This window comes from Herminiimonas sp. NPDC097707 (assembly GCF_044761395.1).
GTDB lineage: Bacteria > Pseudomonadota > Gammaproteobacteria > Burkholderiales > Burkholderiaceae_D > Oxalicibacterium.
The window spans coordinates 2,139,710-2,161,607 of the sequence record NZ_JBIWCI010000001.1; the positions used below are offsets into that span (position 1 = coordinate 2,139,710).

29 protein-coding genes are annotated in these 21,898 nt (G+C 53.6%); 3 read left to right on the forward strand and 26 right to left on the reverse strand.

Annotated elements, in window-relative coordinates; genetic code table 11:
• Positions 1-41 precede the first annotated feature (41 nt).
• Genes ACIQW9_RS10370 through petA form a run of 3 tightly spaced genes read right to left on the reverse strand, consistent with a single transcriptional unit; the run spans position 42 to position 2,843 of the window.
• On the reverse strand, positions 42-806 hold the full coding sequence (locus ACIQW9_RS10370; protein WP_402336310.1) for a cytochrome c1: 765 nt from the start codon (positions 804-806) through the stop codon (positions 42-44).
• Positions 807-828: 22 nt separating this feature from the next.
• On the reverse strand, positions 829-2,235 hold the full coding sequence (locus ACIQW9_RS10375; RefSeq protein ID WP_402337990.1) for a cytochrome b N-terminal domain-containing protein: 1,407 nt from the start codon (positions 2,233-2,235) through the stop codon (positions 829-831).
• Positions 2,235-2,843: a ubiquinol-cytochrome c reductase iron-sulfur subunit gene (gene petA / locus ACIQW9_RS10380; RefSeq protein WP_402336313.1), complete on the reverse strand. Its 609-nt coding sequence runs from the start codon at positions 2,841-2,843 to the stop codon at positions 2,235-2,237. Before petA ends, ACIQW9_RS10375 begins: the two co-directional genes overlap by 1 nt.
• A 274-nt stretch (positions 2,844-3,117) precedes the next feature.
• On the opposite strand from petA, the gene mscL reads away from it, so the two are divergent.
• Complete coding sequence (gene mscL / locus ACIQW9_RS10385) at positions 3,118-3,531, forward strand: large conductance mechanosensitive channel protein MscL (protein WP_402336315.1); 414 nt, start codon at positions 3,118-3,120, stop codon at positions 3,529-3,531.
• Between the two features lie 95 nt (positions 3,532-3,626).
• Here the strand turns inward: mscL and ACIQW9_RS10390 are convergent, their stop codons facing one another.
• Both ACIQW9_RS10390 and ACIQW9_RS10395 read right to left on the reverse strand, forming a co-directional pair.
• Complete coding sequence (locus tag ACIQW9_RS10390) at positions 3,627-4,340, reverse strand: response regulator (RefSeq protein ID WP_402336317.1); 714 nt, start codon at positions 4,338-4,340, stop codon at positions 3,627-3,629.
• Positions 4,341-4,472: 132 nt separating this feature from the next.
• A complete protein-coding gene (locus tag ACIQW9_RS10395; RefSeq protein WP_402336320.1) occupies positions 4,473-5,255 on the reverse strand; it encodes a Nif3-like dinuclear metal center hexameric protein in 783 nt (260 codons plus the stop codon).
• A gap of 14 nt (positions 5,256-5,269) precedes the next feature.
• Here ACIQW9_RS10395 and ACIQW9_RS10400 point away from each other — a divergent pair, with 14 nt between their 5' ends.
• Both ACIQW9_RS10400 and ACIQW9_RS10405 read left to right on the forward strand, forming a co-directional pair.
• Positions 5,270-6,445 (forward strand): Do family serine endopeptidase, encoded by a 1,176-nt coding sequence (locus ACIQW9_RS10400; protein ID WP_402336323.1) that lies wholly within the window; start codon positions 5,270-5,272, stop codon positions 6,443-6,445.
• 26 nt (positions 6,446-6,471) lie between these two features.
• Positions 6,472-7,134: a DUF2461 domain-containing protein gene (locus ACIQW9_RS10405; RefSeq protein ID WP_402336324.1), complete on the forward strand. Its 663-nt coding sequence runs from the start codon at positions 6,472-6,474 to the stop codon at positions 7,132-7,134.
• Positions 7,135-7,139: 5 nt separating this feature from the next.
• Here ACIQW9_RS10405 and tatC read toward each other — a convergent pair whose 3' ends face one another.
• From tatC to mlaD, 21 genes are all read right to left on the reverse strand, one after another.
• Complete coding sequence (gene tatC / locus ACIQW9_RS10410) at positions 7,140-7,886, reverse strand: twin-arginine translocase subunit TatC (RefSeq protein WP_402336327.1); 747 nt, start codon at positions 7,884-7,886, stop codon at positions 7,140-7,142.
• 118 nt (positions 7,887-8,004) lie between these two features.
• Entirely contained in the window at positions 8,005-8,505 is a 501-nt protein-coding gene (gene tatB / locus ACIQW9_RS10415; protein ID WP_402336330.1) for a Sec-independent protein translocase protein TatB, read from the reverse strand.
• Between the two features lie 70 nt (positions 8,506-8,575).
• Positions 8,576-8,806 carry a Sec-independent protein translocase subunit TatA gene (tatA, locus tag ACIQW9_RS10420; RefSeq protein WP_011872424.1) on the reverse strand — a complete coding sequence of 77 codons (231 nt, stop codon included), beginning with the start codon at positions 8,804-8,806 and terminating at the stop codon, positions 8,576-8,578.
• Positions 8,807-8,853: 47 nt separating this feature from the next.
• Positions 8,854-9,228 carry a histidine triad nucleotide-binding protein gene (locus ACIQW9_RS10425; protein ID WP_402336333.1) on the reverse strand — a complete coding sequence of 125 codons (375 nt, stop codon included), beginning with the start codon at positions 9,226-9,228 and terminating at the stop codon, positions 8,854-8,856.
• Between the two features lie 63 nt (positions 9,229-9,291).
• Entirely contained in the window at positions 9,292-9,633 is a 342-nt protein-coding gene (locus ACIQW9_RS10430; RefSeq protein WP_011872426.1) for a phosphoribosyl-ATP diphosphatase, read from the reverse strand.
• Between the two features lie 13 nt (positions 9,634-9,646).
• A complete protein-coding gene (gene hisI, locus ACIQW9_RS10435; protein WP_011872427.1) occupies positions 9,647-10,051 on the reverse strand; it encodes a phosphoribosyl-AMP cyclohydrolase in 405 nt (134 codons plus the stop codon).
• Positions 10,048-10,812, reverse strand: a complete 765-nt coding sequence (gene hisF, locus ACIQW9_RS10440; RefSeq protein WP_402336337.1) for an imidazole glycerol phosphate synthase subunit HisF — start codon at positions 10,810-10,812, stop codon at positions 10,048-10,050. The genes hisI and hisF overlap by 4 nt, the downstream gene beginning before the upstream one ends.
• The gene (hisA, locus tag ACIQW9_RS10445; RefSeq protein WP_402336340.1) at positions 10,809-11,600 is read right to left on the reverse strand and encodes a 1-(5-phosphoribosyl)-5-[(5-phosphoribosylamino)methylideneamino]imidazole-4-carboxamide isomerase; all 792 of its coding nucleotides are present in this window, start codon (positions 11,598-11,600) and stop codon (positions 10,809-10,811) included. The genes hisF and hisA overlap by 4 nt, the downstream gene beginning before the upstream one ends.
• Positions 11,601-11,656: 56 nt before the next feature.
• Complete coding sequence (hisH, locus tag ACIQW9_RS10450) at positions 11,657-12,295, reverse strand: imidazole glycerol phosphate synthase subunit HisH (protein ID WP_402336342.1); 639 nt, start codon at positions 12,293-12,295, stop codon at positions 11,657-11,659.
• A gap of 55 nt (positions 12,296-12,350) precedes the next feature.
• Positions 12,351-12,947, reverse strand: coding sequence for an imidazoleglycerol-phosphate dehydratase HisB (gene hisB / locus ACIQW9_RS10455; protein ID WP_011872431.1), 597 nt, complete (start codon positions 12,945-12,947; stop codon positions 12,351-12,353).
• A gap of 194 nt (positions 12,948-13,141) precedes the next feature.
• The gene (locus tag ACIQW9_RS10460) at positions 13,142-13,960 is read right to left on the reverse strand and encodes a DNA-methyltransferase (RefSeq protein WP_402336345.1); all 819 of its coding nucleotides are present in this window, start codon (positions 13,958-13,960) and stop codon (positions 13,142-13,144) included.
• A 19-nt stretch (positions 13,961-13,979) separates the two neighbouring features.
• A complete protein-coding gene (gene hisD, locus ACIQW9_RS10465) occupies positions 13,980-15,296 on the reverse strand; it encodes a histidinol dehydrogenase (RefSeq protein WP_402337993.1) in 1,317 nt (438 codons plus the stop codon).
• 49 nt (positions 15,297-15,345) lie between these two features.
• Positions 15,346-16,023 (reverse strand): ATP phosphoribosyltransferase, encoded by a 678-nt coding sequence (gene hisG / locus ACIQW9_RS10470; RefSeq protein WP_402336348.1) that lies wholly within the window; start codon positions 16,021-16,023, stop codon positions 15,346-15,348.
• Positions 16,023-17,273, reverse strand: a complete 1,251-nt coding sequence (gene murA / locus ACIQW9_RS10475) for a UDP-N-acetylglucosamine 1-carboxyvinyltransferase (RefSeq protein WP_402336351.1) — start codon at positions 17,271-17,273, stop codon at positions 16,023-16,025. Before murA ends, hisG begins: the two co-directional genes overlap by 1 nt.
• A 142-nt stretch (positions 17,274-17,415) precedes the next feature.
• Positions 17,416-17,652 carry a BolA family protein gene (locus tag ACIQW9_RS10480; protein ID WP_402336354.1) on the reverse strand — a complete coding sequence of 79 codons (237 nt, stop codon included), beginning with the start codon at positions 17,650-17,652 and terminating at the stop codon, positions 17,416-17,418.
• A 57-nt stretch (positions 17,653-17,709) separates the two neighbouring features.
• On the reverse strand, positions 17,710-18,465 hold the full coding sequence (locus tag ACIQW9_RS10485; RefSeq protein WP_402336357.1) for an ABC transporter permease: 756 nt from the start codon (positions 18,463-18,465) through the stop codon (positions 17,710-17,712).
• On the reverse strand, positions 18,462-19,373 hold the full coding sequence (locus ACIQW9_RS10490) for an ABC transporter ATP-binding protein (protein ID WP_402336360.1): 912 nt from the start codon (positions 19,371-19,373) through the stop codon (positions 18,462-18,464). The genes ACIQW9_RS10485 and ACIQW9_RS10490 overlap by 4 nt, the downstream gene beginning before the upstream one ends.
• Positions 19,374-19,526: 153 nt before the next feature.
• Positions 19,527-19,814 (reverse strand): lipid asymmetry maintenance protein MlaB, encoded by a 288-nt coding sequence (locus ACIQW9_RS10495; protein ID WP_402336363.1) that lies wholly within the window; start codon positions 19,812-19,814, stop codon positions 19,527-19,529.
• Positions 19,815-19,816: 2 nt separating this feature from the next.
• Positions 19,817-20,452: a phospholipid-binding protein MlaC gene (locus tag ACIQW9_RS10500; protein WP_402336366.1), complete on the reverse strand. Its 636-nt coding sequence runs from the start codon at positions 20,450-20,452 to the stop codon at positions 19,817-19,819.
• Between the two features lie 93 nt (positions 20,453-20,545).
• Positions 20,546-21,391 (reverse strand): VacJ family lipoprotein, encoded by an 846-nt coding sequence (locus ACIQW9_RS10505; RefSeq protein ID WP_402337996.1) that lies wholly within the window; start codon positions 21,389-21,391, stop codon positions 20,546-20,548.
• 2 nt (positions 21,392-21,393) lie between these two features.
• The gene (mlaD, locus tag ACIQW9_RS10510) at positions 21,394-21,861 is read right to left on the reverse strand and encodes an outer membrane lipid asymmetry maintenance protein MlaD (protein WP_402336369.1); all 468 of its coding nucleotides are present in this window, start codon (positions 21,859-21,861) and stop codon (positions 21,394-21,396) included.
• Between the last annotated feature and the right edge of the window lie 37 nt (positions 21,862-21,898).

Genomic DNA, 21,898 nt, shown 5'->3' on the forward strand with positions numbered 1-21,898 from the left:
CTCACCCTCATACAAATGCCCGCAACATGCGGGCAGAAAATTTACTTGATGTCTTTCCAGTAGGAAGCGTTCAAGCGCCAGGTGATCACAATGCATACACCCAGGAACAGTAATACCCACACGCCGAGACGTTTACGGGTATTTTGCACCGGTTCCGCCATCCAGGTCATGAACGACACCAGATCGGCAACCGACTTGTCATACTCAAGTGCCGTCATCTTGCCCGGCGTGACTTGCTCGAAACCGGCAAACTTGTGCACTACCTTGTTTGCATCATGCGGATCTTTTTCCTCGACGAACTTGGCTTCACGCACGCCTTGCAGTTCCCACAGCACGTGCGGCATGCCAACGTTAGGGAAGGTCAGGTTGTTCCAGCCGGTCGCACGCGTATCGTCTTTATAGTAGGTGCGCAGATACGTGTAGAGCCAGTCCGGCCCCGAACCCGCGCTGGATGCCTTCGCACGTGCGATCACCGACAAATCCGGTGGTGCCGCGCCAAACCATTCTTTCGCGTCTTTCGGCGCCATCGCAATCGTCATCATGCTGCCGACCTTGTCCGACGTGAAGAGCAAATTGTTCTTGATTTGTTCTTCGGTCAGGCCTATGTCCTGCAGCTTGTTGTAACGCAGTGCCGATGCCGAGTGACAGCTCAGACAGTAGTTCACGAAAAGTCTTGCGCCATTCTGCAATGAGGCAAGGTCCTTGGTGTGGTCAGGCGCACGATCCAGTGGAAATTCACCACTGGAAGCCAGAGCCAGCCCTGGCAAAAGTACCAGAGCCGCAATCAGTTTTTTCAGCAATTTCATGATTCTCTTATCCCTTTGCGGCTTAGTGCGGATGGAAAACAACGCGATCCGGCACAGGCTTGAATGTACCCATTGCACTCCACCATGGCATCAGCAGGAAGAAGCCGAAGTAGATGAAGGTCCCGATCTGCGAAACCGCAGTACCGATAGGAGTAGGAGCTTGCACGCCCAGATAACCGAGAACGACGAACATAATGCCGAACACGATATATACATATTTGTGCCAATCAGGGCGATAGCGTATCGACTTGACCGGAGATACGTCGAACCATGGCAGACCAAACATGATCATGACCGATACGCCCATCAACACCACGCCCCAGAATTTTGCGTCGGTAACAAACATCGTTACGATGACAAGCAGCCCGATTACCGCAGCGGCAACCTTGAACTTGCTTGCCAGACGTGTTTTCAGAATGATCAAAGCGACGTATGCGGCAACACCTGCAGCCAGCCAGACCATGAAGTCTGAAGTAACTGCACGCAAGATCGAATAGAACGGCGTGAAATACCAGACCGGCGCAATATGCGGCGGCGTTTTCAGCGGATCAGCTGGAACGAAGTTGTTGTACTCGAGGAAGTAACCACCCATTTCCGGCGCGAAGAACACAACAGCAGTGAACACGAACAGGAAAATCGTCACGATGAAAATATCGTGCACCGAGTAGTAAGGATGGAATGGAATGCCGTCGAGCGGAATACCTTTTTCATCCAGCTTCTCCTTGATTTCAACGCCATCTGGATTGCTCGAACCCACTTCGTGCAGAGCCACAATGTGCGCCACAACCAGGCCGATCAATACCAGTGGAATCGCGATCACGTGGAACGCAAAGAAGCGGTTCAAAGTGGCATCGGAAACTACATAATCGCCACGAATCCACAACGACAGATCTGGGCCAATGAAAGGAATCGCGCCAAACAAGTTAACAATAACTTGTGCGCCCCAATACGACATCTGGCCCCAAGGCAGCAAATAACCGAAGAAGGCTTCTGCCATCAAGCACAAGAAAATGCCGACACCGAACAACCAGACCAATTCACGCGGTTTGCGATACGAGCCGTACAGCAGGCCGCGCAACATATGAATATAAACAACCACGAAAAACGCCGAAGCGCCGGTCGAGTGCATGTAACGCACCAGCCAGCCCCAAGGCACATCGCGCATGATGTATTCAACCGAAGCAAACGCCAGCGTAGCGTCCGGTTTGTAATGCATCACGAGGAAAATGCCAGTGACGATCTGGATCACCAGCACCAGCAGCGCCAGCGAGCCGAAGACGTACAGGAAATTGAAGTTTTTTGGCGCGTAGTACTCGGACAGATGCGCTTTCCATGTCGCCGATAGCGGGAAACGGGCATCCACCCAGTTCAATGCTTTTTCTGCGACAGGCGCGTCGGCAGGAAGTTGTTTTTCGTGGAAAGCCATGATTACGCCTCGCCTTTCTCGTCTTTACCAATGACCAGTTTGGAGTCGCTCAGGAACATATGACGCGGCACTTCCAGATTGTCTGGTGCCGGCTTGTTCTTGAATACGCGACCGGCCAGATCGAAGGTCGATCCGTGGCATGGACACAGGAAACCGCCATGCCAGTCGTCCGGCAGCGATGGCTGTGCGCCAGTCTGGAAACGCGTCACAGGAGAGCAACCCAGATGAGTACAAATACCGACTGCAACCAGAATTTCCGGCTTGATCGAACGATATTCATTGCGCGCATATTCCGGCGTCAATTCATCCGGTTTGCGTTCAGAGTTAGGATCAGCTACTTCAGCATCAGTCTGTTTGAGGGTCGCAAGCATTTCCGGCGAACGCTTCAAGATCCAGACCGGCTTGCCGCGCCATTCCACCGTTTTCATTTCGCCCGGCGCCAAACCGGCAATATCGACTTCAACCGGTGCGCCAGCGGCTTTCGCACGTTCCGACGGCTGGAACGTGGACACTAACACTCCTGTTGTGGCCAATCCAGCCACGCCACCTGCCGCACATGTAGCGACAAGTAAGCCACGTCGACCAGAATCGACCTGCTTTTCGTTACTCATACCAACCCCAATCAGTCAAAATGCGAAATCTGTACGAAACTTCTAGCAACCTTAGATTATAACGGAGGCAACGTCTGTTTTAAAGCGAATAGATGTACTTAGTGTAAATTTTGCGGAACTTTTTCAACAACTCTGTTGTTCCTTCGCCTTGTTTGCGACGCATTATCTATCGAATTTACCTGAAAAAGATGAATTTAATTTGACGTTTACAGTGCCAAAAACTAGGATGACGTGCGCATTGCACTTTTATAAACTCGTTTAATGGAGAAATGCCATGGGCATGATGCAGGAATTCAAGGCGTTTGCGGTAAAGGGAAATGTTGTCGACCTGGCAGTCGCCGTCATTATCGGCGGTGCATTCGGCAAAATCGTCGATTCACTGGTTCAGGACATCATCATGCCGGTCGTCGGCAAGATATTTGGCGGACTGGATTTCAGCAATTACTACCTGCCGCTTAACAATCAGGATATAAGCCTGACTCTGGTCGAGGCTAAAAAACTCGGCGCCGTCTTCGCTTACGGCAGTTTCATCACGATTTTGATCAACTTCCTGATTCTGGCCTTCATCATTTTTCAGATGGTGCGCATGTTAAGCAAATTAAAAAGAAGCGAACCGCCGGCAGAAGCTGCCGCCACACCCGAAGAAGTTGTACTGCTGCGAGAAATTCGCGACGCACTGAAGAAGTAAGCGTCAAGAGAAGCAGATAATAAAAAGGCCGCCAGCAAGGCGGCTTTTTTATATTGCACAGGGAAGAACAATGCAAGGCAAGAGCCAAATCGCTCTCAGGGTCTGGATTTGAGTTGATCCATCTGCAGCAAACCGCGACGATTCGCCTCATACACAGCTGCGCCGCGCGAATGCACAGACAATTTATCGTAGATATTCTTGATATGCGTTTGCACAGTGCCCACTGACAATACCAATTCCCTGGCAACCTCGCCGTAACTGTCGCCGCGTGCAATCAGATCGAGAATGGTCGCTTCGCGTCTGGTCAGAAATACTTGCCCGTCTCCCGACGCATTCTCCGCGCGCACCGCACCATTCGTTTTTTTCCCGTCGCGGATTCTTGCCAGCACCTTGCGCGCAATGACTGGACTCATAGGTGCACCGCCGGCATGCAGCTCCAGCAGCGAACGCCCGATATCCAGTGAACCGGTATCTTTCAAGACATAACCGGAGGCGCCCGCTTCTATACTATTAAGCACGTTCTCCTGATCGCTGGAAGTCGTGATAACCATGATGTTGCAGGCGGGATGGCGATCCACGCAAAAGCGGATGATGTCGATACCGGAACCGTCCGGCAAACCCAGATCCACCAACAGGACGTCTACCGGCTGATGCAACAGCCAGTCCTGCGCCGATTTCACGCAATCAAGCGCAGCCAGCAGCTTGAGCGCCGGCTCCTTTGCTATCCCCAAGCACAATGCACGCCGCGTTGCGACGTCATCTTCAACCACCAATGTAGTGATCAGCCTATCCGCTAACGGTTGCGACATCATTGATCGCCATCCCTGTCTCTGGCACGCATTGCGATGCGCACTCTGTTTATTTTTCGATTTGTTGTTTATATCATAATTAATTATAAATTTGTCATTCATCCGTCTGCCGGCCGGAATGCGGCAGCTTTTTTAAACAGGATTATCAATATCAATAAAATCGTGCGCGATACCGAATTGCGCAGCCAGATGTGCGCCCAGCGCCTGAACGCCATAGCGTTCGGTTGCATGATGCCCGCACGCGAGGTAGGCGACACCGCTCTCACGCGCCAGATGCACTGTCGGCTCGGAGATTTCACCGCTCAGATACACATTCGCTCCCGCTGCAATCGCATCGCCGAGCAGGCTTTGTGCAGCACCCGTGCACCAGCCCGCCTTGCCCAGTTTTTGCGCCGGGTCGCCGATGAGCAGCGGTGCCCGACCCAATTGCCGCTCGATCAGCAGCGCCAGATCACCCACCGTCGCAATCGAGGCATCAGCCACCGTACCGAGCCAGCCCAGATCATCTTCGCCAAAGCGGGCTTCCGCCAGCAAGCCAAGACGGCGCGCCAGTTGCGTATTGTTGCCAAACTCGGCATGCATATCGAGCGGCAAATGATAGGCGAACAAATTGACATCATTCGCCAGCAGCAATTTCAAGCGCTTGTGCTTTTGCCCGATGACGCGTGCATCCTCGCCACGCCAGAAATAACCGTGATGCACCAGAATCGCATCGGCACCTTTTGCGATCGCCGCCTCCAGCAAGGCCAAGCTGGCCGTCACGCCAGTCACCAGCTTTTTAATTTCGCGGCGCCCTTCAACTTGCAAGCCGTTTGGGCAAAAATCTCGAAAACGGGTAATATCAAGCGCTGCGGCTAGATATTTGACAAGATCGTCCCTATCTATCGCGTTCCTACCTATTGTTTTTTGACTCATTCTTCCTACCCTTTATGCGACGTCTCTGGCTGTTGTTTGCGCAAACCGTAACTGTCGGTTTGGCTATCTTATTTATTGTAACGACCTTGAAGCCCGAGTGGGCCAGCGGCGTATTCGGCGGCACGCAAAAGGTGCGCAGCGCCACGTCGATACCGATGCTGGAAGCGCCATTGAATGCCGCGCCGACACAAGGCTCATTTCGCGACGCCGCCAAGCTGGCGATGCCATCGGTCGTCAACATCTTCACCAGCAAAACCGCCACACCATCGCAAAATCCGTTCATGGACGATCCCTTCTTCCGGAAATTCTTCGGCGATCGTTTTGACGACCAGCAGGAAAAGCAGGTCAGCCTGGGCTCCGGCGTGATCGTCAGCGCACAAGGCTACATCCTCACCAACAACCATGTGGTCGAAGCTGCGGATGAAATCGAAGTCGCACTCGCCGACGGCCGCAAGGCAATTGCCAAGGTAGTCGGCGCCGACCCCGAAACCGACCTGGCCGTGGTCAAGATCGATCTCGATAACCTGCCTGCCATTACGCTGGGCCATGTGGAAGAAGCTAGGGTGGGCGACGTCGTGCTGGCAATTGGCAATCCTTTCGGCGTCGGCCAGACCGTCACGATGGGCATCATCTCCGCGCTCGGCCGCAATCATCTTGGCATCCTGGATGCATTCGAGAATTTCATCCAGACCGATGCCGCCATCAATCCCGGCAATTCAGGTGGCGCCCTGATCGATGCCAATGGCAATCTGCTCGGCATCAACACCGCGATTTATTCGCGTAGTGGCGGCTCACTCGGGATAGGTTTCGCCATTCCGGTGACGACTGTCAAATCCGTGATGGACGCCATCATCAAGAATGGTCAGGTGGTGCGCGGTTACATCGGCGTCGAACCGCAGGACATCACTCCCGAATTGGCGGAAAGCTTCGGCTTGAAGAAAAGCAAGGGCGCCATCATCGCTGGCGTGCTGAAAGGCGGACCGGCAGACAAGGCTGGCATGCAGCCTGGCGACATTCTGGTTTCGGTGGAAGGTAAGGCAGTGGTGGATATGGCCGACATGCTGAATCAGATCGCGCAACTGTCGCCCGGCACAAAGGCCAAATTTATCGTCTTGCGACGGAATCAGGAAAACACCCTGAATGTCACGATAGGTTTACGTCCGAAGGCGCCGGCACGGGCCTCCGAATAGTATTGCCAGCAAGGTAGACGCAACGCATGCATATCCACGATCTCACACAATTTCTCGCCGAACTGTCGGAGAATAATAATCGCGCGTGGTTTGTCATGAACAAGCCGCGTTACGATATTCTGCGCGCCGAATTTCTGGAACTGGTCACGGCGCTGATTGCCGACATCAGCAAATTCGATCCGGCAGTCGCCGCCTGCAATCCAAAGAAAGCGCTGTTTCGCATCAACCGCGACATGCGTTTTTCGCGCGAAAAAATCCCGTACAAAACGCATTTTTCTGCTGCCATCAACGCCAGCGGATTAAAGAAGCCCAGCCAGGGCGGCGGCCCTACGTATTATTTTCATATCGATGAAACCGGCACGCTGCTGATTGCAGGCGGCGAATGGATGCCGCCGGCAGATCGTCTGCGCGCCATCCGGCAGCATGTGATTGCAGATGCGGCCGGATTCTCCAAAGTATTGAAAAATAAAAAGCTGAAAGAAACTTACGGCGATTTGCAGCAGGAAGGGAAATTGACGCGTCCGCCCAAAGGCTTTGACGCTGATGCAGTGCATCTTGAATACATCAAGTTGAAAAATTTTATTGTGTGGAATGAGCGCGACGTCAGGCAGGTCACTGATCTGCAAAAAATCCTGGCCTCAGGATTCAAGGATGCCTGGCCGCTCATTGCTTGGCTGCGCCAAGCATAGCCACCCTACACCGATTCCGATTCCTTGGGCGCCTGCGTGATTTTCACGAACAGCGGCGCCAGCAACAAGCCCACTTCATACAGCAGGCACAGCGGCACTGCCAGCAGCAACTGACTCATCACATCCGGCGGCGTCACCACCGCAGCGATGACAAACGCACCGACGATCACATAAGGGCGAATCTGCTTGAGCTTTTCAACCGAAACCAGCCCCATGCGCACCAGCACGATCACGATGACCGGCACTTCAAACGTCAGACCAAAAGCGATGAACATCGTCATCACAAAACCGAAGTAGCTGTCGATATCCGGTGCGACTGAAATCGATTTCGGCGCAAAATTATTGATGAAGTGGAAAATGACGCCGAACACCAGGAAATAGCAGAACGCGATACCGGCAATAAACAATGCCGATGACGACACCACCAGCGGTGCGATCAGCTTTTTTTCATGCGCATACAAACCGGGGGCGATGAAGGCCCACATTTGATACAGCACCCAAGGCAGCGAAATAATAAAGGCCACCAGCATGGTGACCTTTACCGGAATCAGGAAGGGCGTGATCACGCCGGTCGCGATCATCTTGCTGCCCTCAGGCAGTGCCAGCATCATAGGACGCGCAAGAAAATCGTAAATGGTGCCAGCCCAGGGCATCAGGCAAAGAAAAATCACGATCACGACGATAGACGCTTTCATCAAGCGGCTGCGCAATTCGATCAAATGTGAAATGAATGAATCTTCGTTACCTAGCATGTCTTTTTCTTCATTCAGTGTGCTGCAACAAAGGCCGTTGCAAGCGCCAGAGAGAACTATCAATAATCAGCAGGGAATAAAATCGCAGCACGCAAGCATGCACCCTGCTGCTACTTTATCAATGGAAAAAAGGCGTCGACTTGCGGGCACTCGCCGGGCGGAATTTTGCCATGCGTGCCGCACCGGAAATCACCCGCGATTTTTGTCCACTTTGACGCTTGTACCATGATGGCACGGCTGAAGTGGCGGCCAGCTTCTTCTTGCGGAAATTTTTCGACTTGCCTGAAGATTGGTCAAAAGTCGGCGGTTCCATCAAGGGATTCATGTCTGTATCAGACTCATCCCAGGCGGAATGCAAACTGCTGTCAGCTGCAGATATATTTTGCGAAATGCTACGCTCGACATCGGTGGCCGCGTCCTGCACATCCTTGTGCATCTTGCGCAGCTCATCCAGCTCCATCTCGCGGCTGACTTCGGATTTAACATCATTGATATAGCGCTGCGCACGGCCAAACAAAGTGCCGGCCATGCGCGCTACTGTAGGCAGTTTTTCCGGGCCGATGAACACCAGTGCAGCAACACCAATGATCGCAAGTTTGGAGAAGGCAATATCGATCATAGGATGGACGATAGGCTGAGCATATTGCACGCAACGTCACGGCAATGGCCATGACGCAACGCGCAAGACATCAGCTGTTCGACTTCTCTTTCACTTCGACATCAACTGTGCCCTTGTCTGCAACTTGCGACGGTGCGGCATTCTGGGCGGCAGGCTTGTCGTCTTCACCCTTCATGCCATCCTTGAAGCCCTTGACTGCCTTGCCGACGTCCGTACCCATACTGCCGATTTTTTTGGTGCCGAAAACCAGCGCCACAATAACCAGTACGATCAGCCAATGCCAGATACTAAATGAACCCATTATTTTCTCCTCAAAGGACGTCTCCGTCCGGAATTCCTAATTATTCGTTAAGCCAATGAGCGACGCCACGGGCGTGGCCCACCGATCACATGCATATGCAGATGGTACACCTCCTGCCCGCCATCGGGCCCGGTATTGAACAGGGTTTTAAAGCCGCCCTGACCAGCACCATTTGCATCTACGCTGTAACCGCAGCCCAGCTCTTGCGCCAATTTTGGTGCGAGCAAGGATATTCTACCTAACAAAGTCGTATCGCTCACCGTGCAATCTGCCAATGTTGCCAGATGTTTTTTCGGCACAATCAGAAAATGAACAGGCGCTGCCGGATTGATATCGTTGAATGCGAGCAAATCGTCGTCTTCATAAATAATCTGCGCCGGAATTTGTTTGGCGGCAATTTTACAGAAAATACAATTATCCAATTAAGACTCCATCGTGGTCGATTATCAAGGCAAGCGTATCAGATACGATATGACACGACGCAATCAATCGGCTGTGCGGCTGGCTTTTTCTTCTATGCCCGAAATACCTTCGCGACGCGCCAGTTCATCAAGCACATCCTGCGGCGTCAAATCGAATTGTGCCAGCAGAACCATCGAATGAAACCACAAGTCGGCGCACTCATACAGCACTTTGGATTTATCAGCACTGACGCGCGCATCCTTGGCAGCCATCACGAGTTCGGTTGCTTCTTCGCCGATTTTCTTCAGAATTGCATCGTCGCCTTTGACAAACAAACGCGCGACATACGATTTCTCCGGATCACCACCGTTTGCCGGTTTGCGCGATTCAATCACTTCCGACAGACGCTTCAAGGTTTCACTCATTGCTGACTTGCCTTCACTTGTAAATCGTTTCCGGATTTTTCAGCACAGGCTCTACTGTTTCCCAGTCGCCCTCTTTCGCGTCGCCTTCAAATTTCTGGAAGAAGCAGGAATGCCGTCCGGTATGGCAGGCGATAGCACCAACTTGCTCAACCTTCAGCAAGACCACGTCTTCATCGCAATCAAGGCGCACTTCATGCACTTTTTGCGTGTGGCCGGATTCTTCGCCTTTGTGCCACAACTTCTTGCGTGAACGGCTCCAATAAATCGCTTCGCCCGACTCGATGGTTTTTGCCAATGCGTCACGGTTCATCCACGCAAACATCAACACATCATTGCTACCGACTTCCTGCGCGATGACCGGCACCAGACCGTGCTCATCCCACTTCACCTTGTTCAACCACTTTGCGTTGCTGCTCATGTCAACCTCATAGCAATACCTTGTCCGGACATGAAGCGCTTGGCTTCCTGCACTGTGTGCTGCCCGTAATGAAAGATGCTGGCTGCCAGCACGGCATCTGCACGTCCTATTTTCACGCCATCAACCAGATCCTGCAGGCCGCCGACGCCGCCCGAAGCAATCACCGGAATGCTGATGGCATCCGACACCGAACGTGTCAGGTCGAGATCAAAACCAACCTTGGTGCCATCCCTGTCCATGCTGGTCAGCAGAATTTCACCGGCGCCCAGGCTTTCCATTTTCTTCGCCCATTCGATGGCATCCAGCCCGGTTGCCTTGCGGCCGCCATGCGTAAATACTTCCCAGCGGCCATCCGCTGCCTTCTTCGCATCGATCGCGACGACTATGCACTGCGAGCCGTATTTTTGTGACGCATCGAATACCAGTTGCGGATTGCTGATGGCCGAGCTGTTGATGCCCACCTTGTCTGCGCCGGCGTTCAGCAAGCGGCGCACATCGTCCACTGCACGTACCCCACCACCGACAGTCAGGGGAATGAATACCTGCGAGGCAACCGCTTCGATAATATCGAGAATCAGATCGCGGCCATCCGAGGTTGCAGTAATGTCCAGGAACGTGAGTTCGTCCGCCCCCTGGTCGTCATAGCGCTTGGCGATTTCCACCGGATCACCGGCATCGCGCAATTCAAGAAAATTAACGCCCTTGACGACGCGACCTGCAGTGACATCGAGACAAGGGATGATGCGTTTTGCGAGGGTCATTCGTCTGCTTCCGCTTCCGGACCAACACCGCTCAGTTCGTCCGCCAGATCCTGCGCTGAACGCAGATCCAGCGTGCCTTCGTAAATGGAGCGACCGCAAATCACGCCTTCGATACCCTCTTCCTGCACCGCGCACAAGGCTTCGACATCCTTGATATTGTGCACGCCGCCGGAAGCGATGACCGGAATCGTCATGCTTTGCGCCAGCTTGACGGTGGCTTCGATGTTTACACCGCCCATCATGCCGTCGCGGCCGATGTCGGTATAAATAATCGATTCGCAACCGTAGTCTTCAAACTTCTTCGCCAGATCGATCACTTCGTGACCGGACAGCTTGCTCCAGCCGTCAGTCGCCACCTTGCCGTCTTTGGCATCGAGGCCGACAATAATCTGCCCTGGAAATGCGCTGCAGGCATCGTGCAAAAAGCCGGGATTCTTGACCGCTGCAGTACCGATGATGATGTAGCTCAAGCCATCGTCGAGATAACGCTCGATGGTATCCAGATCGCGTATCCCGCCGCCGAGCTGGACAGGGATTTTTTCGATACCGTTTTTCTCTGCGTATTCACGCACTGCTTGCAGGATGGCTTTGACTGCCGGTTCATTCTTCGGCTTGCCGGCGAAAGCGCCGTTCAAGTCGACCAGATGGAGGCGTCGCGCACCTTGTTCCAGCCAGTGACGCGCCATGTCGGCTGGGTCTTCGGAAAATACGGTGGCCTGGTCCATATCGCCTTGCTTCAGGCGAACGCAGTGACCGTCTTTGAGATCGATGGCAGGTATGAGCAGCATGGATACGTTTGGAGTGTGAGGTTTTAAATGAGAAAGAAACCGGTTACGCGAATTGCTTACGGATTCCAGTGAACGAAATTTTTATACAGTTGCAAACCGGCTGCGGCGCTTTTTTCCGGATGAAACTGCGTCGCAAAAATATTATCACGTGCAATCGCACTGCAAAACAATGCGCCATACGGTGTTTCGCCTGCAATATGCGCGCGCTGCGCCGGTACTGCATAGTAACTATGCACGAAATAAAAGTAGCTGTCGTCGGCAATTCCGTTCCACAGCGGATGAGACAAGGATTGGTGCACGCGGTTCCAGCCCATTTGCGGCACCTTGAAGCGGGAACCATCTTCCTGCAATTGATTGTCGAGGCGGAACTTCACCACCTTGCCGGGAAACAAGCCGAGGCCGGCGGTATCGCCTTCCTCGCTCCAGTCAAACATCAATTGCTCGCCGACACACACGCCGAACAAGGGCTTGTTACGCGCAGCGTCAAGCAGGGCGTCCTGCAAACCGGACTCCTGCAGTGAGCGCATGCAATCGGGAATCGCGCCCTGACCCGGCAGTACCAGTCTGTCGGCGGCACGAATATCGGCCAATTCGCCGGAAATGCGTACATCCGCTTCCGGCGCGACCTTGCGCAAAGCCTGCGCAACCGAGCGCAAATTACCCATGCCGTAATCCACTACTACTATTTTGTTCATACTGGTGATTCTGGTTTCAGTGAATTGAAGCGTCTTGCCCTATCGAACAAACAGCTTACAGGCTGCCCTTGGTCGACGGGATGGTGCCAGCGGAACGCGGGTCCAGCTCAATCGCCATGCGCAATGCACGGCCAAAGGCCTTGAATACGGTTTCGCACTGATGATGGGCATTCGCACCGCGCAGATTATCGATATGCATAGACACCAGCGCGTGATTGACAAAGCCCTGGAAAAATTCGCGCGTCAGATCGACGTCGAAGGCACCTATCATCGAGCGCGTGAACGGCACATGGAATTCCAGTCCAGGACGACCGGAGAAATCGATGACCACACGCGACAGCGCTTCATCCAGCGGCACATAGGAATGGCCATAGCGACGAATGCCTTTTTTGTCGCCGATCGCTTTGGCAAAGGCCTGGCCGAGCGTGATACCGACGTCTTCCACCGTGTGGTGCGCATCGATATGCAAATCGCCCTTGGCTTCGATATCCAGATCGATCAAGCCGTGACGTGCAATCTGATCCAGCATGTGATCGAGGAAAGGCACGCCGGTATTCAGCTTTTGCTGGCCGGTGCCGTCAATATTGATCGCGACGCGGATTTGCGTTTCGTTAGTATTGCGCGTGATTTCTGCAGTGCGTGACGTAGACATATTCGAGTGACAACCAGTAAAGACAATGAGAGCGACGTTTTAACATGTCGCAGTAAAGGTATTTCCTGCCGCGGCTAGACAAAGACTAGCTGTTTCCCGGCAATACGGGCATTTTACCCATATTTTCAGCAAGCACTTGGGTTCCGCCTGCCGATTGGCATATACGCGCGATTTTTGCCGCTTTAAATTACAAATCAGCCGATATCAGAGGCCTCGGCTATGGCACTGCCGGCAGTTTCTGCATCGACAGCTTCAAGGGAAGCCAGCGCAGCCAGTCGCTGTTCAATCAATGCACAGTATTCGGCATTCAGTTCAAAGCCGACAAAATGACGGCCGCAGCGTTTGGCCGCAACAGCAGTGGTGCCGCTGCCCATGAAGGGATCGAGCACCACGCCATCGGGCGGACAGGATGCTTTCAACATGCGCTCGATGATTTCCAGCGGCTTTTGGGTTGGATGGTCGGCCCGTTCTCGATGCTCCCGATGCAGGCGCGACACACTCCACACATCTTTCGGGTTGTAGCCCAGCTCCAGCCATTTGGCACCGACAAAGATGGAGCGCGAGCGCGCCTTCTTGGTTACCGCATCGTAGGGGACCCTTATCGCATCCAGATCGAAATAGTAATCCTTCGCCCTGGCAAAAAATCCTACCGTGTCATGCACCGATGAAAACCTGCGCGTGCTGCCGCCCATGGACGGCACCCGTCTATCCCAGATGATTTCATTGATCATCGTCATGCGTTTTTTCAGCATGACAAACACTTCCGGCGAATAACGCCAGGTCAGGAAAATATACAGACTGCCATTCGGCTTGAGCTTGGGTAGCGCGGCATCTACCCACTGCTCCATCCATTCCAGATAGGCCTCGGCGGCCAGCTTGTCGGAATCGTTACCGTAATCCTTGCCCAGGCCGTAAGGGGGATCGGCAATAATCAAATCGACGGCAGCATCGGGAATGCGCGCCAGACCCGCCAGCGCATCTTCGCAAAAAACGCGATCGCGCCAGTCGCTCATTGCGCCATCCGCAAGCGCGTCATTTTTTAAACCGGTATTCTGCCGAGCGCGCGTGCGCCTGCAGGCCTTCGCCGTAGGCGAGTTCTGCCGCGACCTGGCCCAGCGTGTGCGCGCCGTCTTCGCTCACCTGCAGCATGCTGGAACGTTTCTGGAAATCGTAGACGCCCAGCGGCGAAGAAAAACGTGCGGTGCGCGAAGTCGGCAGCACATGATTCGGGCCGGCACAATAGTCGCCCAGCGATTCGGAAGAAAAGCGGCCGAGGAACATCGCACCGGCGTGGCGAATCTTGTCTGCCCACTGCTGCGGATTTTCGGTAGAAATTTCCAGATGTTCGGCGGCGATCAGGTTGGCGATCTCACACGCCTCATCCATGTCGCGCACCTTGATCATCGCACCACGATTCGTCAGCGAGGTGGCGATCACTTCCTTGCGCGGCATCGCATCCAGTTGACGATTGATGCTGGCAGCGACTGCTTCTATGTAATCCGCATCAGGACAAATCAGGATGGACTGCGCCAGCTCGTCATGCTCCGCTTGCGAAAACAGATCCATCGCAATCCAGTCCGGATCGGTTGTGCCGTCGCAGATCACCAGAATTTCCGACGGTCCGGCGATCATGTCGATGCCGACTGTGCCGAACACACGACGCTTGGCTGCAGCAACGTAAGCATTGCCGGGGCCGACGATTTTATCGACTTGCGGAATCGTCGCCGTACCGTAAGCGAGCGCGGCAACCGCCTGCGCGCCACCGATGGTGAAGACGCGATCCACACCGGACATCGCGGCAGCGGCCAGCACCAGTTCGTTCTGCACGCCATTCGGGGTCGGCACCACCATGATGACTTCCTGCACACCAGCCACTTTGGCCGGAATCGCATTCATCAATACCGATGATGGGTAAGCCGCCTTGCCGCCAGGGACATAAATACCTACGCGATCCAGTGGTGTGACTTTCTGGCCGAGTATGGTGCCATCAGCTTCGGTATAGGAAAAACCGTTAGAGCCGATTTCCGCTTTTTGACGTTCGTGATAAACGCGCACGCGATCCGCAGCGGTCTGCAAGGCGGCACGACGGACTGGCGACAATTGCGCCAATGCGGCTTGCAGGTCGTCACTCTTGATTTCCAGTGCTTGCAGGCTGTCCGCGCTTACATGGTCAAACTGCTTCGTATATTCCAGCACTGCCACATCGCCGCGTTTTTTTACCTCTTCGAGGATGCGCAGTACGGCATGATCAATCGCTTCGTCTTCACTCGCCTCAAAAGCCAGCACGTCGGCAAGCTGCTGCCTGAAGTCGGGATGGGTGGAATCAAATTTGCGTATCTGTATGGACATCATTTTTCTCAATCAAGCCATGTAGGAATCGTATCCTGTGGTTGCAACATCAAGACGAACGTTGCGATGCTTTTTCAAATGCTTCAAGTATAGGTTGCAGACGTTCACGCTTCAGCTTCAGCGCGGCCTTGTTAACTACCAGGCGCGATGAAATTTCCATGATGTGTTCAACTTCGACCAGATGATTCGCGCGCAGCGTGCTGCCGGTGCTGACCAGATCGACGATCGCATCAGCCAGGCCGACCAGCGGGCCCAGCTCCATCGAACCATACAATTTGATCAGATCGACGTGCACGCCTTTGGCGGCAAAATGCTCGCGCGCAGTCTGTACATATTTGGTCACCACGCGCAGGCGCGCACCCTGCTGCACTGCGCTGGCGTAATCGAAACCATCCTTGACCGCCACCGACATACGGCATTTGGCAATATGCAAATCGATAGGCTGATACAGCCCTTCGCCGCCATGCTCCAGCAACACGTCCTTGCCGGCCACGCCAAAATCTGCGGCGCCGTATTGCACATACGTCGGTACGTCCGATGCACGCACGATGATCACGCGCACATTGGCATCGCTGGTTTGCAAAATCAGCTTGCGCGAGGTTTCCGGATCTTCGGTGACCTTGATGCCGGCGGCTTCCAGCAAAGGCAGGGTTTCCTCAAAGATGCGGCCTTTTGAAAGCGCCAGCGTCAGTTGTTGCGGCTCTGCCTGCATGCGTACTTGCATCATTATTTCACTCGCTGAATGTGGGCGCCGACGGCGGACAGTTTGACTTCCATGCGGTCGTAACCGCGATCCAGATGATAAATGCGATCGATCAATGTTTCACCTTCAGCCGCCAGTGCGGCAATCACCAGCGATGCCGAGGCGCGCAGATCGGTCGCCATCACCGGCGCACCTACCAGCTTGTCCACGCCGTGGACAATCGCGGTATGGCCTTCAATGGTGATGGCCGCACCCAGGCGATTCATTTCCTGTACATGCATGAAGCGATTTTCAAATATGGTTTCGACTACCTGGCTGCTGCCTTCGGCGATGCAGTTCATCGCCATGAATTGCGCCTGCATGTCGGTCGGGAAACCCGGATATTCGGTGGTGCGAAAACTGACCGCCTTGGGCCGCGACGACATCTGCACGCGTATCCAGTCATCGCCTGCCGTCAGGATGGCGCCTGCTTCGCGCAATTTGTCGAATGCCACGTCCAGCGTATCGGTGCGCGCCTTGCGCAAGGTGACGTCACCACCTACCGCAGCCACCGCACACATGAAGGTGGCGGTTTCGATACGATCGGCAATCACTGCATGCGAGGCGCCGTGCAAGCGCTCGACGCCCTGGATCACCAGACGATCGGTGCCGATGCCGGCAATCTGCGCTCCCATGGCCACCAGCAGATTCGCCAGGTCGGTGACTTCCGGTTCGCGTGCGGCATTTTCCAGTATCGTTTCGCCATCTGCCAGCACCGCCGCCATCAGCAGGTTTTCAGTGCCGGTGACGGTAATCATGTCGGTGACGATGCGCGCGCCCTTCAGACGCTTCGCCTTCGCATGGATGTAACCGGCTTCGATCGTGATCTCGGCGCCCATGGCCTGCAAGCCCTTGATGTGCTGATCCACCGGGCGCGTACCGATCGCGCAACCGCCGGGCAGCGACACTCTCGCTTCGCCGAAACGCGTCAGCAAGGGGCCCAGCACCAGGATGGATGCGCGCATGGTTTTGACCATCTCGTACGGCGCTTCCAGCTTGTCGATGCCACTGCCGTTCAGCGTGAACTTGTCGCCATCCTGCTCGATGTGCAAACCCATTTGACGCAGCAGCTTCAGCATCGTCGCCACATCCTGCAGATGCGGCACATTGCTCAACTGCAGGGCATCCGCCGTCAGCAGGCCCGCGCACAGGATAGGCAAGGCAGCGTTCTTGGCGCCGGAGATGGCAATCTCACCGGAGAGGCGGTGACCGCCCTGTATTAACAGCTTATCCATTTAAAAGCTTATCCATTTAGAAGCTTGCTAATTTAGAAGCTTACTTATTTAAGAACCGATCCATGCAACAGATCATCTATTGAAGATTTTATCAATTGAAGCCAGGCCCCCGCTCACAGCAGGCCCATGCAATCATGACGCCTTATTTCTGGAACTCTTCCGGTGTCAGCGTCTTCATCGACAGCGCATGAATTTCTTCGCGCATGCGATCGCCCAGGGCTGCGTACACCAATTGGTGACGCTGGATCAAACGCTTGCCGGCAAATGCATCCGACACGATGATGGCTTCAAAATGTGCGCCGTCTCCGCTGACTTCGAGGTGCGTGCAATTCATTCCTGCAGCGATATAACTTTTAACTAATTCTGGTGTGGGCAACATGTTTCTGCCTTTAATGTTGAATGATGCGATGAATAAATAATAGAGCCGAATGAATAATCAATGGCGCAACTTGTAGCCACTTTTCAGCAAATACACGGCAAAGCCGGAAAGCAAAAGCAGAAAGCCGGCAACAGCAAGACAACTGGTCAGCGGATTAACATCTGACTGACCGAAAAATCCGTAACGGAAACCATCAATCATGTAAAAGAACGGATTGAAATGCGATACCGTTTGCCACACTGGCGGTAGCGAGTGTATCGAATAAAACACACCGGACAGGAAAGTCGACGGCACAATCACGAAATTCTGGAAGGCCGCCAACTGATCGAATTTTTCCGCCCACATACCGGCAATCAAACCCAGCGTACCAAGTAGCGCAGCACCAAGAATCGCAAATATCGCTATCCACCACGGCGCAACAAAGGACATGTCGGCAAACCAGGCCGTCACTAAAAATACGCCGCAGCCCACCGCCAACCCACGCACCATGGCAGCCAGCACATAGGCGCTAAAAAATTCCCAATGCGACAGCGGCGTCAGCAGCACGAATACCAGATTACCGGTGATCTTCGATTGAATCAGCGACGACGACGCATTCGCAAATGCATTCTGCAGCACACTCATCATGACGAGACCAGGCACCAGAAAAGTCGTGTAGTTCACGCCGGGATAAACCTGCACATGATTTTTCAACACATGGCCGAAGATCAGCAGATACAGCACAGCTGTCAGGATGGGCGCCGCCACAGTTTGCGTTGCCACTTTCCAAAAGCGCAGTACTTCCTTGTAGAGCAAAGTCTGGAAGCCACTCATTTTTCACCTTCCATGATCTGGAGAAAAACATCTTCCAGATCGGCCTGCTGCAATTGCATGTCTTCGATCGCCACGCCGGATAAACGCAGTTTGGCGAGTATAGGTTCCACATCACTGTATTCATTCACGCGCAAGGTATATTGATTACCGAGCGCCAGTTCTTCTGGATGCAAGAGCAGATTTTTCAACTCATCGGGAAAGGCGCCGGATGCAATCCGCAACACCATTTGCGATCCCGAAATACGCTTGATCAGGGTCGAGGTCGCATCCAGCGCCACCACTTGCCCCGCCTTCAGCATCGCCACGCGATTGCACAGCGCCTGCGCTTCTTCCAGATAATGCGTCGTCAAGACGACCGTATGACCTTCGCGATTGAGCCGTGAAATGAATTTCCACAAGGTCTGACGCAACTCCACATCGACGCCCGCAGTCGGCTCGTCCAGCACTATCACTGGCGGCTTGTGCACCAGCGCCTGTGCTACCAGCACACGACGCTTCATGCCACCCGACAGCGCACGCATATTGGCATCGGCCTTGCCGGTCAGATCGAGGTGATGCATCACCTCATCTATCCACGCATCATTGTTTTTCAGGCCGTAGTAACCGGACTGCATGCGCAGGGTTTCACGCACGGTGAAGAAAGGATCGAACACCAGTTCCTGCGGCACCACGCCCAGCAATTTGCGCGTTTGCCGATAATCGTTCACGACATCGTAACCGTGCACCTTGACACTGCCCGCATCGGCCCTGTTCAGGCCGGCAAGAATTGAAATCAATGTCGTTTTACCGGCGCCGTTAGGCCCGAGCAGGCCGAAAAACTCGCCTTCTTCTATGGCAAGCGAAACGCCATTCAGCGCTTTCAGTGCGCGATAGCTTTTTTCGACCTGATTAATTTGAATTGCAGCCATGGTGGCTAATGACACTTTACGGAAAAGAAGCGCTGATCGATGCGCAATGGGCTTGTCGACCGGCGTAACCCTTGATTATATTGGATTTTCGCGATGAACCGCCTGAGCAGGTACTGACTATCCTCGCGAATGAGGAGAAGAAGCCGAGAAAACTCAATGATGCGGCAGATCGTTGCGCACCATATCGGCATCGATCAGTGCTGCCACATCGTAAAGAGAAATCAGACTATGCAGATTTTCCGGGACATGATGGAAAACCAGCGGCACCGCGCGCGCCACAGCAAGGCGACGCCATGCGAGCATGGTTGCGACAGCGGCAGAATCGACGGTGATCAGGCCGGAAAAATCAATTTCATTCTGCCCCTCGGCGATCGCCTGCAAGCCCGCATTCAATGTCGTTTTGGCATTGTCGAAGGTGAGCGATGCGCCGGGCTGGAACATGATCAGGAAGCCTTGCCCGTCTTGGCCATGCTGCCAGCGAGCTTTTTGTTTTTTTCCACCAGGGTTTTGATCAAACCCTCGATGCCCGATTTACTGATTTCTGCCGCAAAGCTGCCCTTATAGGTTTCAACCAGCCATGCGCCGAGCACATTGACGTCGTAAATTTTCCAGCCGGCAGGCGATTTTGCCAAACGGTAACTGAGTTGTATCGGCTCACCGCGCGGTTGTATCACTTGCGTATTCACAATGACTTCCGTATCAGCCGGATCGGCGCGCAATGGACGATACTCCAGCTTCTGATCACGGATCTGTGAAATTGCACCGGAGTATGTGTACATCAACAAACTACGGAATTCTGTCGTCAATTGCTTTTGCTGATCCGGTGTCGCATCACGCCAGTGACGTCCAACAGCCAAAGCCGTCATGCGCTGAAAATCGACATATGGCAGAATTTTCTCTTCGACAACTTGCTGAACGCGACGTGAATTGCCGCTTTGGATATCTTTATCCGATTTGGCAATCGTCATCACTTCTTCGCTGATGCGCTTGACCAGTACATCCGGTGCTTCCTGCGCTGCTGCATAAGCGGCAAAAGTCATTGCAACAAGAGCAAGTGACCATTTTTTCAAAATATTCATATTTCCCCAGATTGACTTGTTACAGTTGCCGTAACTAATTGCAATTTATGCAAACATTTACAAAGCAACATAGACCTGAATCCATCACTGCACTTACATGAGTACGACTGACTCGTTTGCAAGGTTTTCGACTGTTTCCGGCAATTGTGGTTCAACTGTTGCTTCGCTCACACCAACAACTGCATCGGTAATTGGCAACAATATAGGCGCTGCATCGCTTTGCGGACTCACGGCCTTGCCTGCCTGCGGTTTTGCTGCCGGCTCTTCACCGTTATGGATCAGACTTTCACGACGCTGCAAATAAGTACCACGCACAAAGGTATAGCGGTCCAATGCGGCATCTTCCAGGAAATTGGTCGCGTTCAACAAGGATGCTCGCATATCGACAGTGCGCACGAGGATGCCGGTATTTCGCATATCAACCGGCGTCGAATAAGTCCACACGTCACCATAGATGTCGACTGGCAGCGCTGCAGTATCGCGCACAGTCGATGGGCCGAAGAACGGCAACACGACGTACGGACCAGACTCAACACCCCAGACTCCCAGTGTTTGACCGAAATCTTCCTTGTGTTTGGTAATACCGGCTTCCGACGCGATATCGAGCAAACCGCCAAAACCGATAGTGCTGTTGAAAGCAACGCGCATCCCGTCCGACAGGCCCTTTTCAACGTTGCCTTGAAGGAAATTATTGACCATCGTCCAGACATCGCCGAGGTTACCGAAGAAATTGCCGATTGCCGTTTGCGCAAACGATGGCAGCACTTCCTGATAGGCCGTCGCTGCCGGCTTCAGGGCAACACGGTCTACCGTATCGTTAAAGTCGAACATGGTGCGATTGAAACCCTCGAAAGGATCGTTCGCATGGTTGCCGCTGGTCGCGCATCCGCCGAGGAATAATGCGGAGGCAAGCAAGAGGGCTTTGGTCACGGTTTTCATTTTCATTCTTCTTTCCCTTCGGCTGCCTTGCTGAAGAGGAATTGACTGATCAAATTCTCCAGCACCATCGCCGATTGTGTCATTGTAATTCTGTCGCCTGCGGCCAGATTGACGGTATCGCCACCAGCCTCAAGTCCTATATATTGTTCGCCCAGCAAACCCGAGGTCAAAATCTTGGCCGACGTGTCTTTGGGAAATTGATAGCGGCTTTCAATATCCAGCGTCACGGATGCCTGGTAACTTTTGTCATCAAACTTGATATCGGCAACGCGCCCAACGACCACACCGGCACTTTTAACCGGTGCGCGTGGCTTCAAGCCGCCAATATTGTCAAAGCGGGTGATCACCGTGTAGTTTTTCTCGAATGAAAAGGAACTCATGTTCCCGGCTTTCATCGCCAGAAAAAGCAAGGCGGCAGCGCCCAGCACCACAAACAGGCCAACCCATAAGTCTAATGATTTGCGTTGCATAAACAGATACCTCAAATATGGGAGAACGCCTTATTGA

Bases quoted from the DNA above. Each gene is read 5' to 3' on its own strand.
- ACIQW9_RS10370 (WP_402336310.1), bottom strand. From the start codon at position 806: ATGAAATTGCTGAAAAAACTGATTGCGGCTCTGGTACTTTTGCCAGGG.
- petA (WP_402336313.1), bottom strand. From the start codon at position 2,843: ATGAGTAACGAAAAGCAGGTCGATTCTGGTCGACGTGGCTTACTTGTC.
- mscL (WP_402336315.1), top strand. From the start codon at position 3,118: ATGGGCATGATGCAGGAATTCAAGGCGTTTGCGGTAAAGGGAAATGTT.
- ACIQW9_RS10390 (WP_402336317.1), bottom strand. From the start codon at position 4,340: ATGTCGCAACCGTTAGCGGATAGGCTGATCACTACATTGGTGGTTGAA.
- ACIQW9_RS10395 (WP_402336320.1), bottom strand. From the start codon at position 5,255: ATGAGTCAAAAAACAATAGGTAGGAACGCGATAGATAGGGACGATCTT.
- ACIQW9_RS10400 (WP_402336323.1), top strand. From the start codon at position 5,270: ATGCGACGTCTCTGGCTGTTGTTTGCGCAAACCGTAACTGTCGGTTTG.
- ACIQW9_RS10405 (WP_402336324.1), top strand. From the start codon at position 6,472: ATGCATATCCACGATCTCACACAATTTCTCGCCGAACTGTCGGAGAAT.
- tatC (WP_402336327.1), bottom strand. From the start codon at position 7,886: ATGCTAGGTAACGAAGATTCATTCATTTCACATTTGATCGAATTGCGC.
- tatB (WP_402336330.1), bottom strand. From the start codon at position 8,505: ATGATCGATATTGCCTTCTCCAAACTTGCGATCATTGGTGTTGCTGCA.
- tatA (WP_011872424.1), bottom strand. From the start codon at position 8,806: ATGGGTTCATTTAGTATCTGGCATTGGCTGATCGTACTGGTTATTGTG.
- ACIQW9_RS10430 (WP_011872426.1), bottom strand. From the start codon at position 9,633: ATGAGTGAAACCTTGAAGCGTCTGTCGGAAGTGATTGAATCGCGCAAA.
- hisI (WP_011872427.1), bottom strand. From the start codon at position 10,051: ATGAGCAGCAACGCAAAGTGGTTGAACAAGGTGAAGTGGGATGAGCAC.
- hisF (WP_402336337.1), bottom strand. From the start codon at position 10,812: ATGACCCTCGCAAAACGCATCATCCCTTGTCTCGATGTCACTGCAGGT.
- hisA (WP_402336340.1), bottom strand. From the start codon at position 11,600: ATGCTGCTCATACCTGCCATCGATCTCAAAGACGGTCACTGCGTTCGC.
- hisH (WP_402336342.1), bottom strand. From the start codon at position 12,295: ATGAACAAAATAGTAGTAGTGGATTACGGCATGGGTAATTTGCGCTCG.
- hisB (WP_011872431.1), bottom strand. From the start codon at position 12,947: ATGTCTACGTCACGCACTGCAGAAATCACGCGCAATACTAACGAAACG.
- ACIQW9_RS10460 (WP_402336345.1), bottom strand. From the start codon at position 13,960: ATGAGCGACTGGCGCGATCGCGTTTTTTGCGAAGATGCGCTGGCGGGT.
- hisD (WP_402337993.1), bottom strand. From the start codon at position 15,296: ATGTCCATACAGATACGCAAATTTGATTCCACCCATCCCGACTTCAGG.
- hisG (WP_402336348.1), bottom strand. From the start codon at position 16,023: ATGATGCAAGTACGCATGCAGGCAGAGCCGCAACAACTGACGCTGGCG.
- murA (WP_402336351.1), bottom strand. From the start codon at position 17,273: ATGGATAAGCTGTTAATACAGGGCGGTCACCGCCTCTCCGGTGAGATT.
- ACIQW9_RS10480 (WP_402336354.1), bottom strand. From the start codon at position 17,652: ATGTTGCCCACACCAGAATTAGTTAAAAGTTATATCGCTGCAGGAATG.
- ACIQW9_RS10485 (WP_402336357.1), bottom strand. From the start codon at position 18,465: ATGAGTGGCTTCCAGACTTTGCTCTACAAGGAAGTACTGCGCTTTTGG.
- ACIQW9_RS10490 (WP_402336360.1), bottom strand. From the start codon at position 19,373: ATGGCTGCAATTCAAATTAATCAGGTCGAAAAAAGCTATCGCGCACTG.
- ACIQW9_RS10495 (WP_402336363.1), bottom strand. From the start codon at position 19,814: ATGTTCCAGCCCGGCGCATCGCTCACCTTCGACAATGCCAAAACGACA.
- ACIQW9_RS10500 (WP_402336366.1), bottom strand. From the start codon at position 20,452: ATGAATATTTTGAAAAAATGGTCACTTGCTCTTGTTGCAATGACTTTT.
- ACIQW9_RS10505 (WP_402337996.1), bottom strand. From the start codon at position 21,391: ATGAAAACCGTGACCAAAGCCCTCTTGCTTGCCTCCGCATTATTCCTC.
- mlaD (WP_402336369.1), bottom strand. From the start codon at position 21,861: ATGCAACGCAAATCATTAGACTTATGGGTTGGCCTGTTTGTGGTGCTG.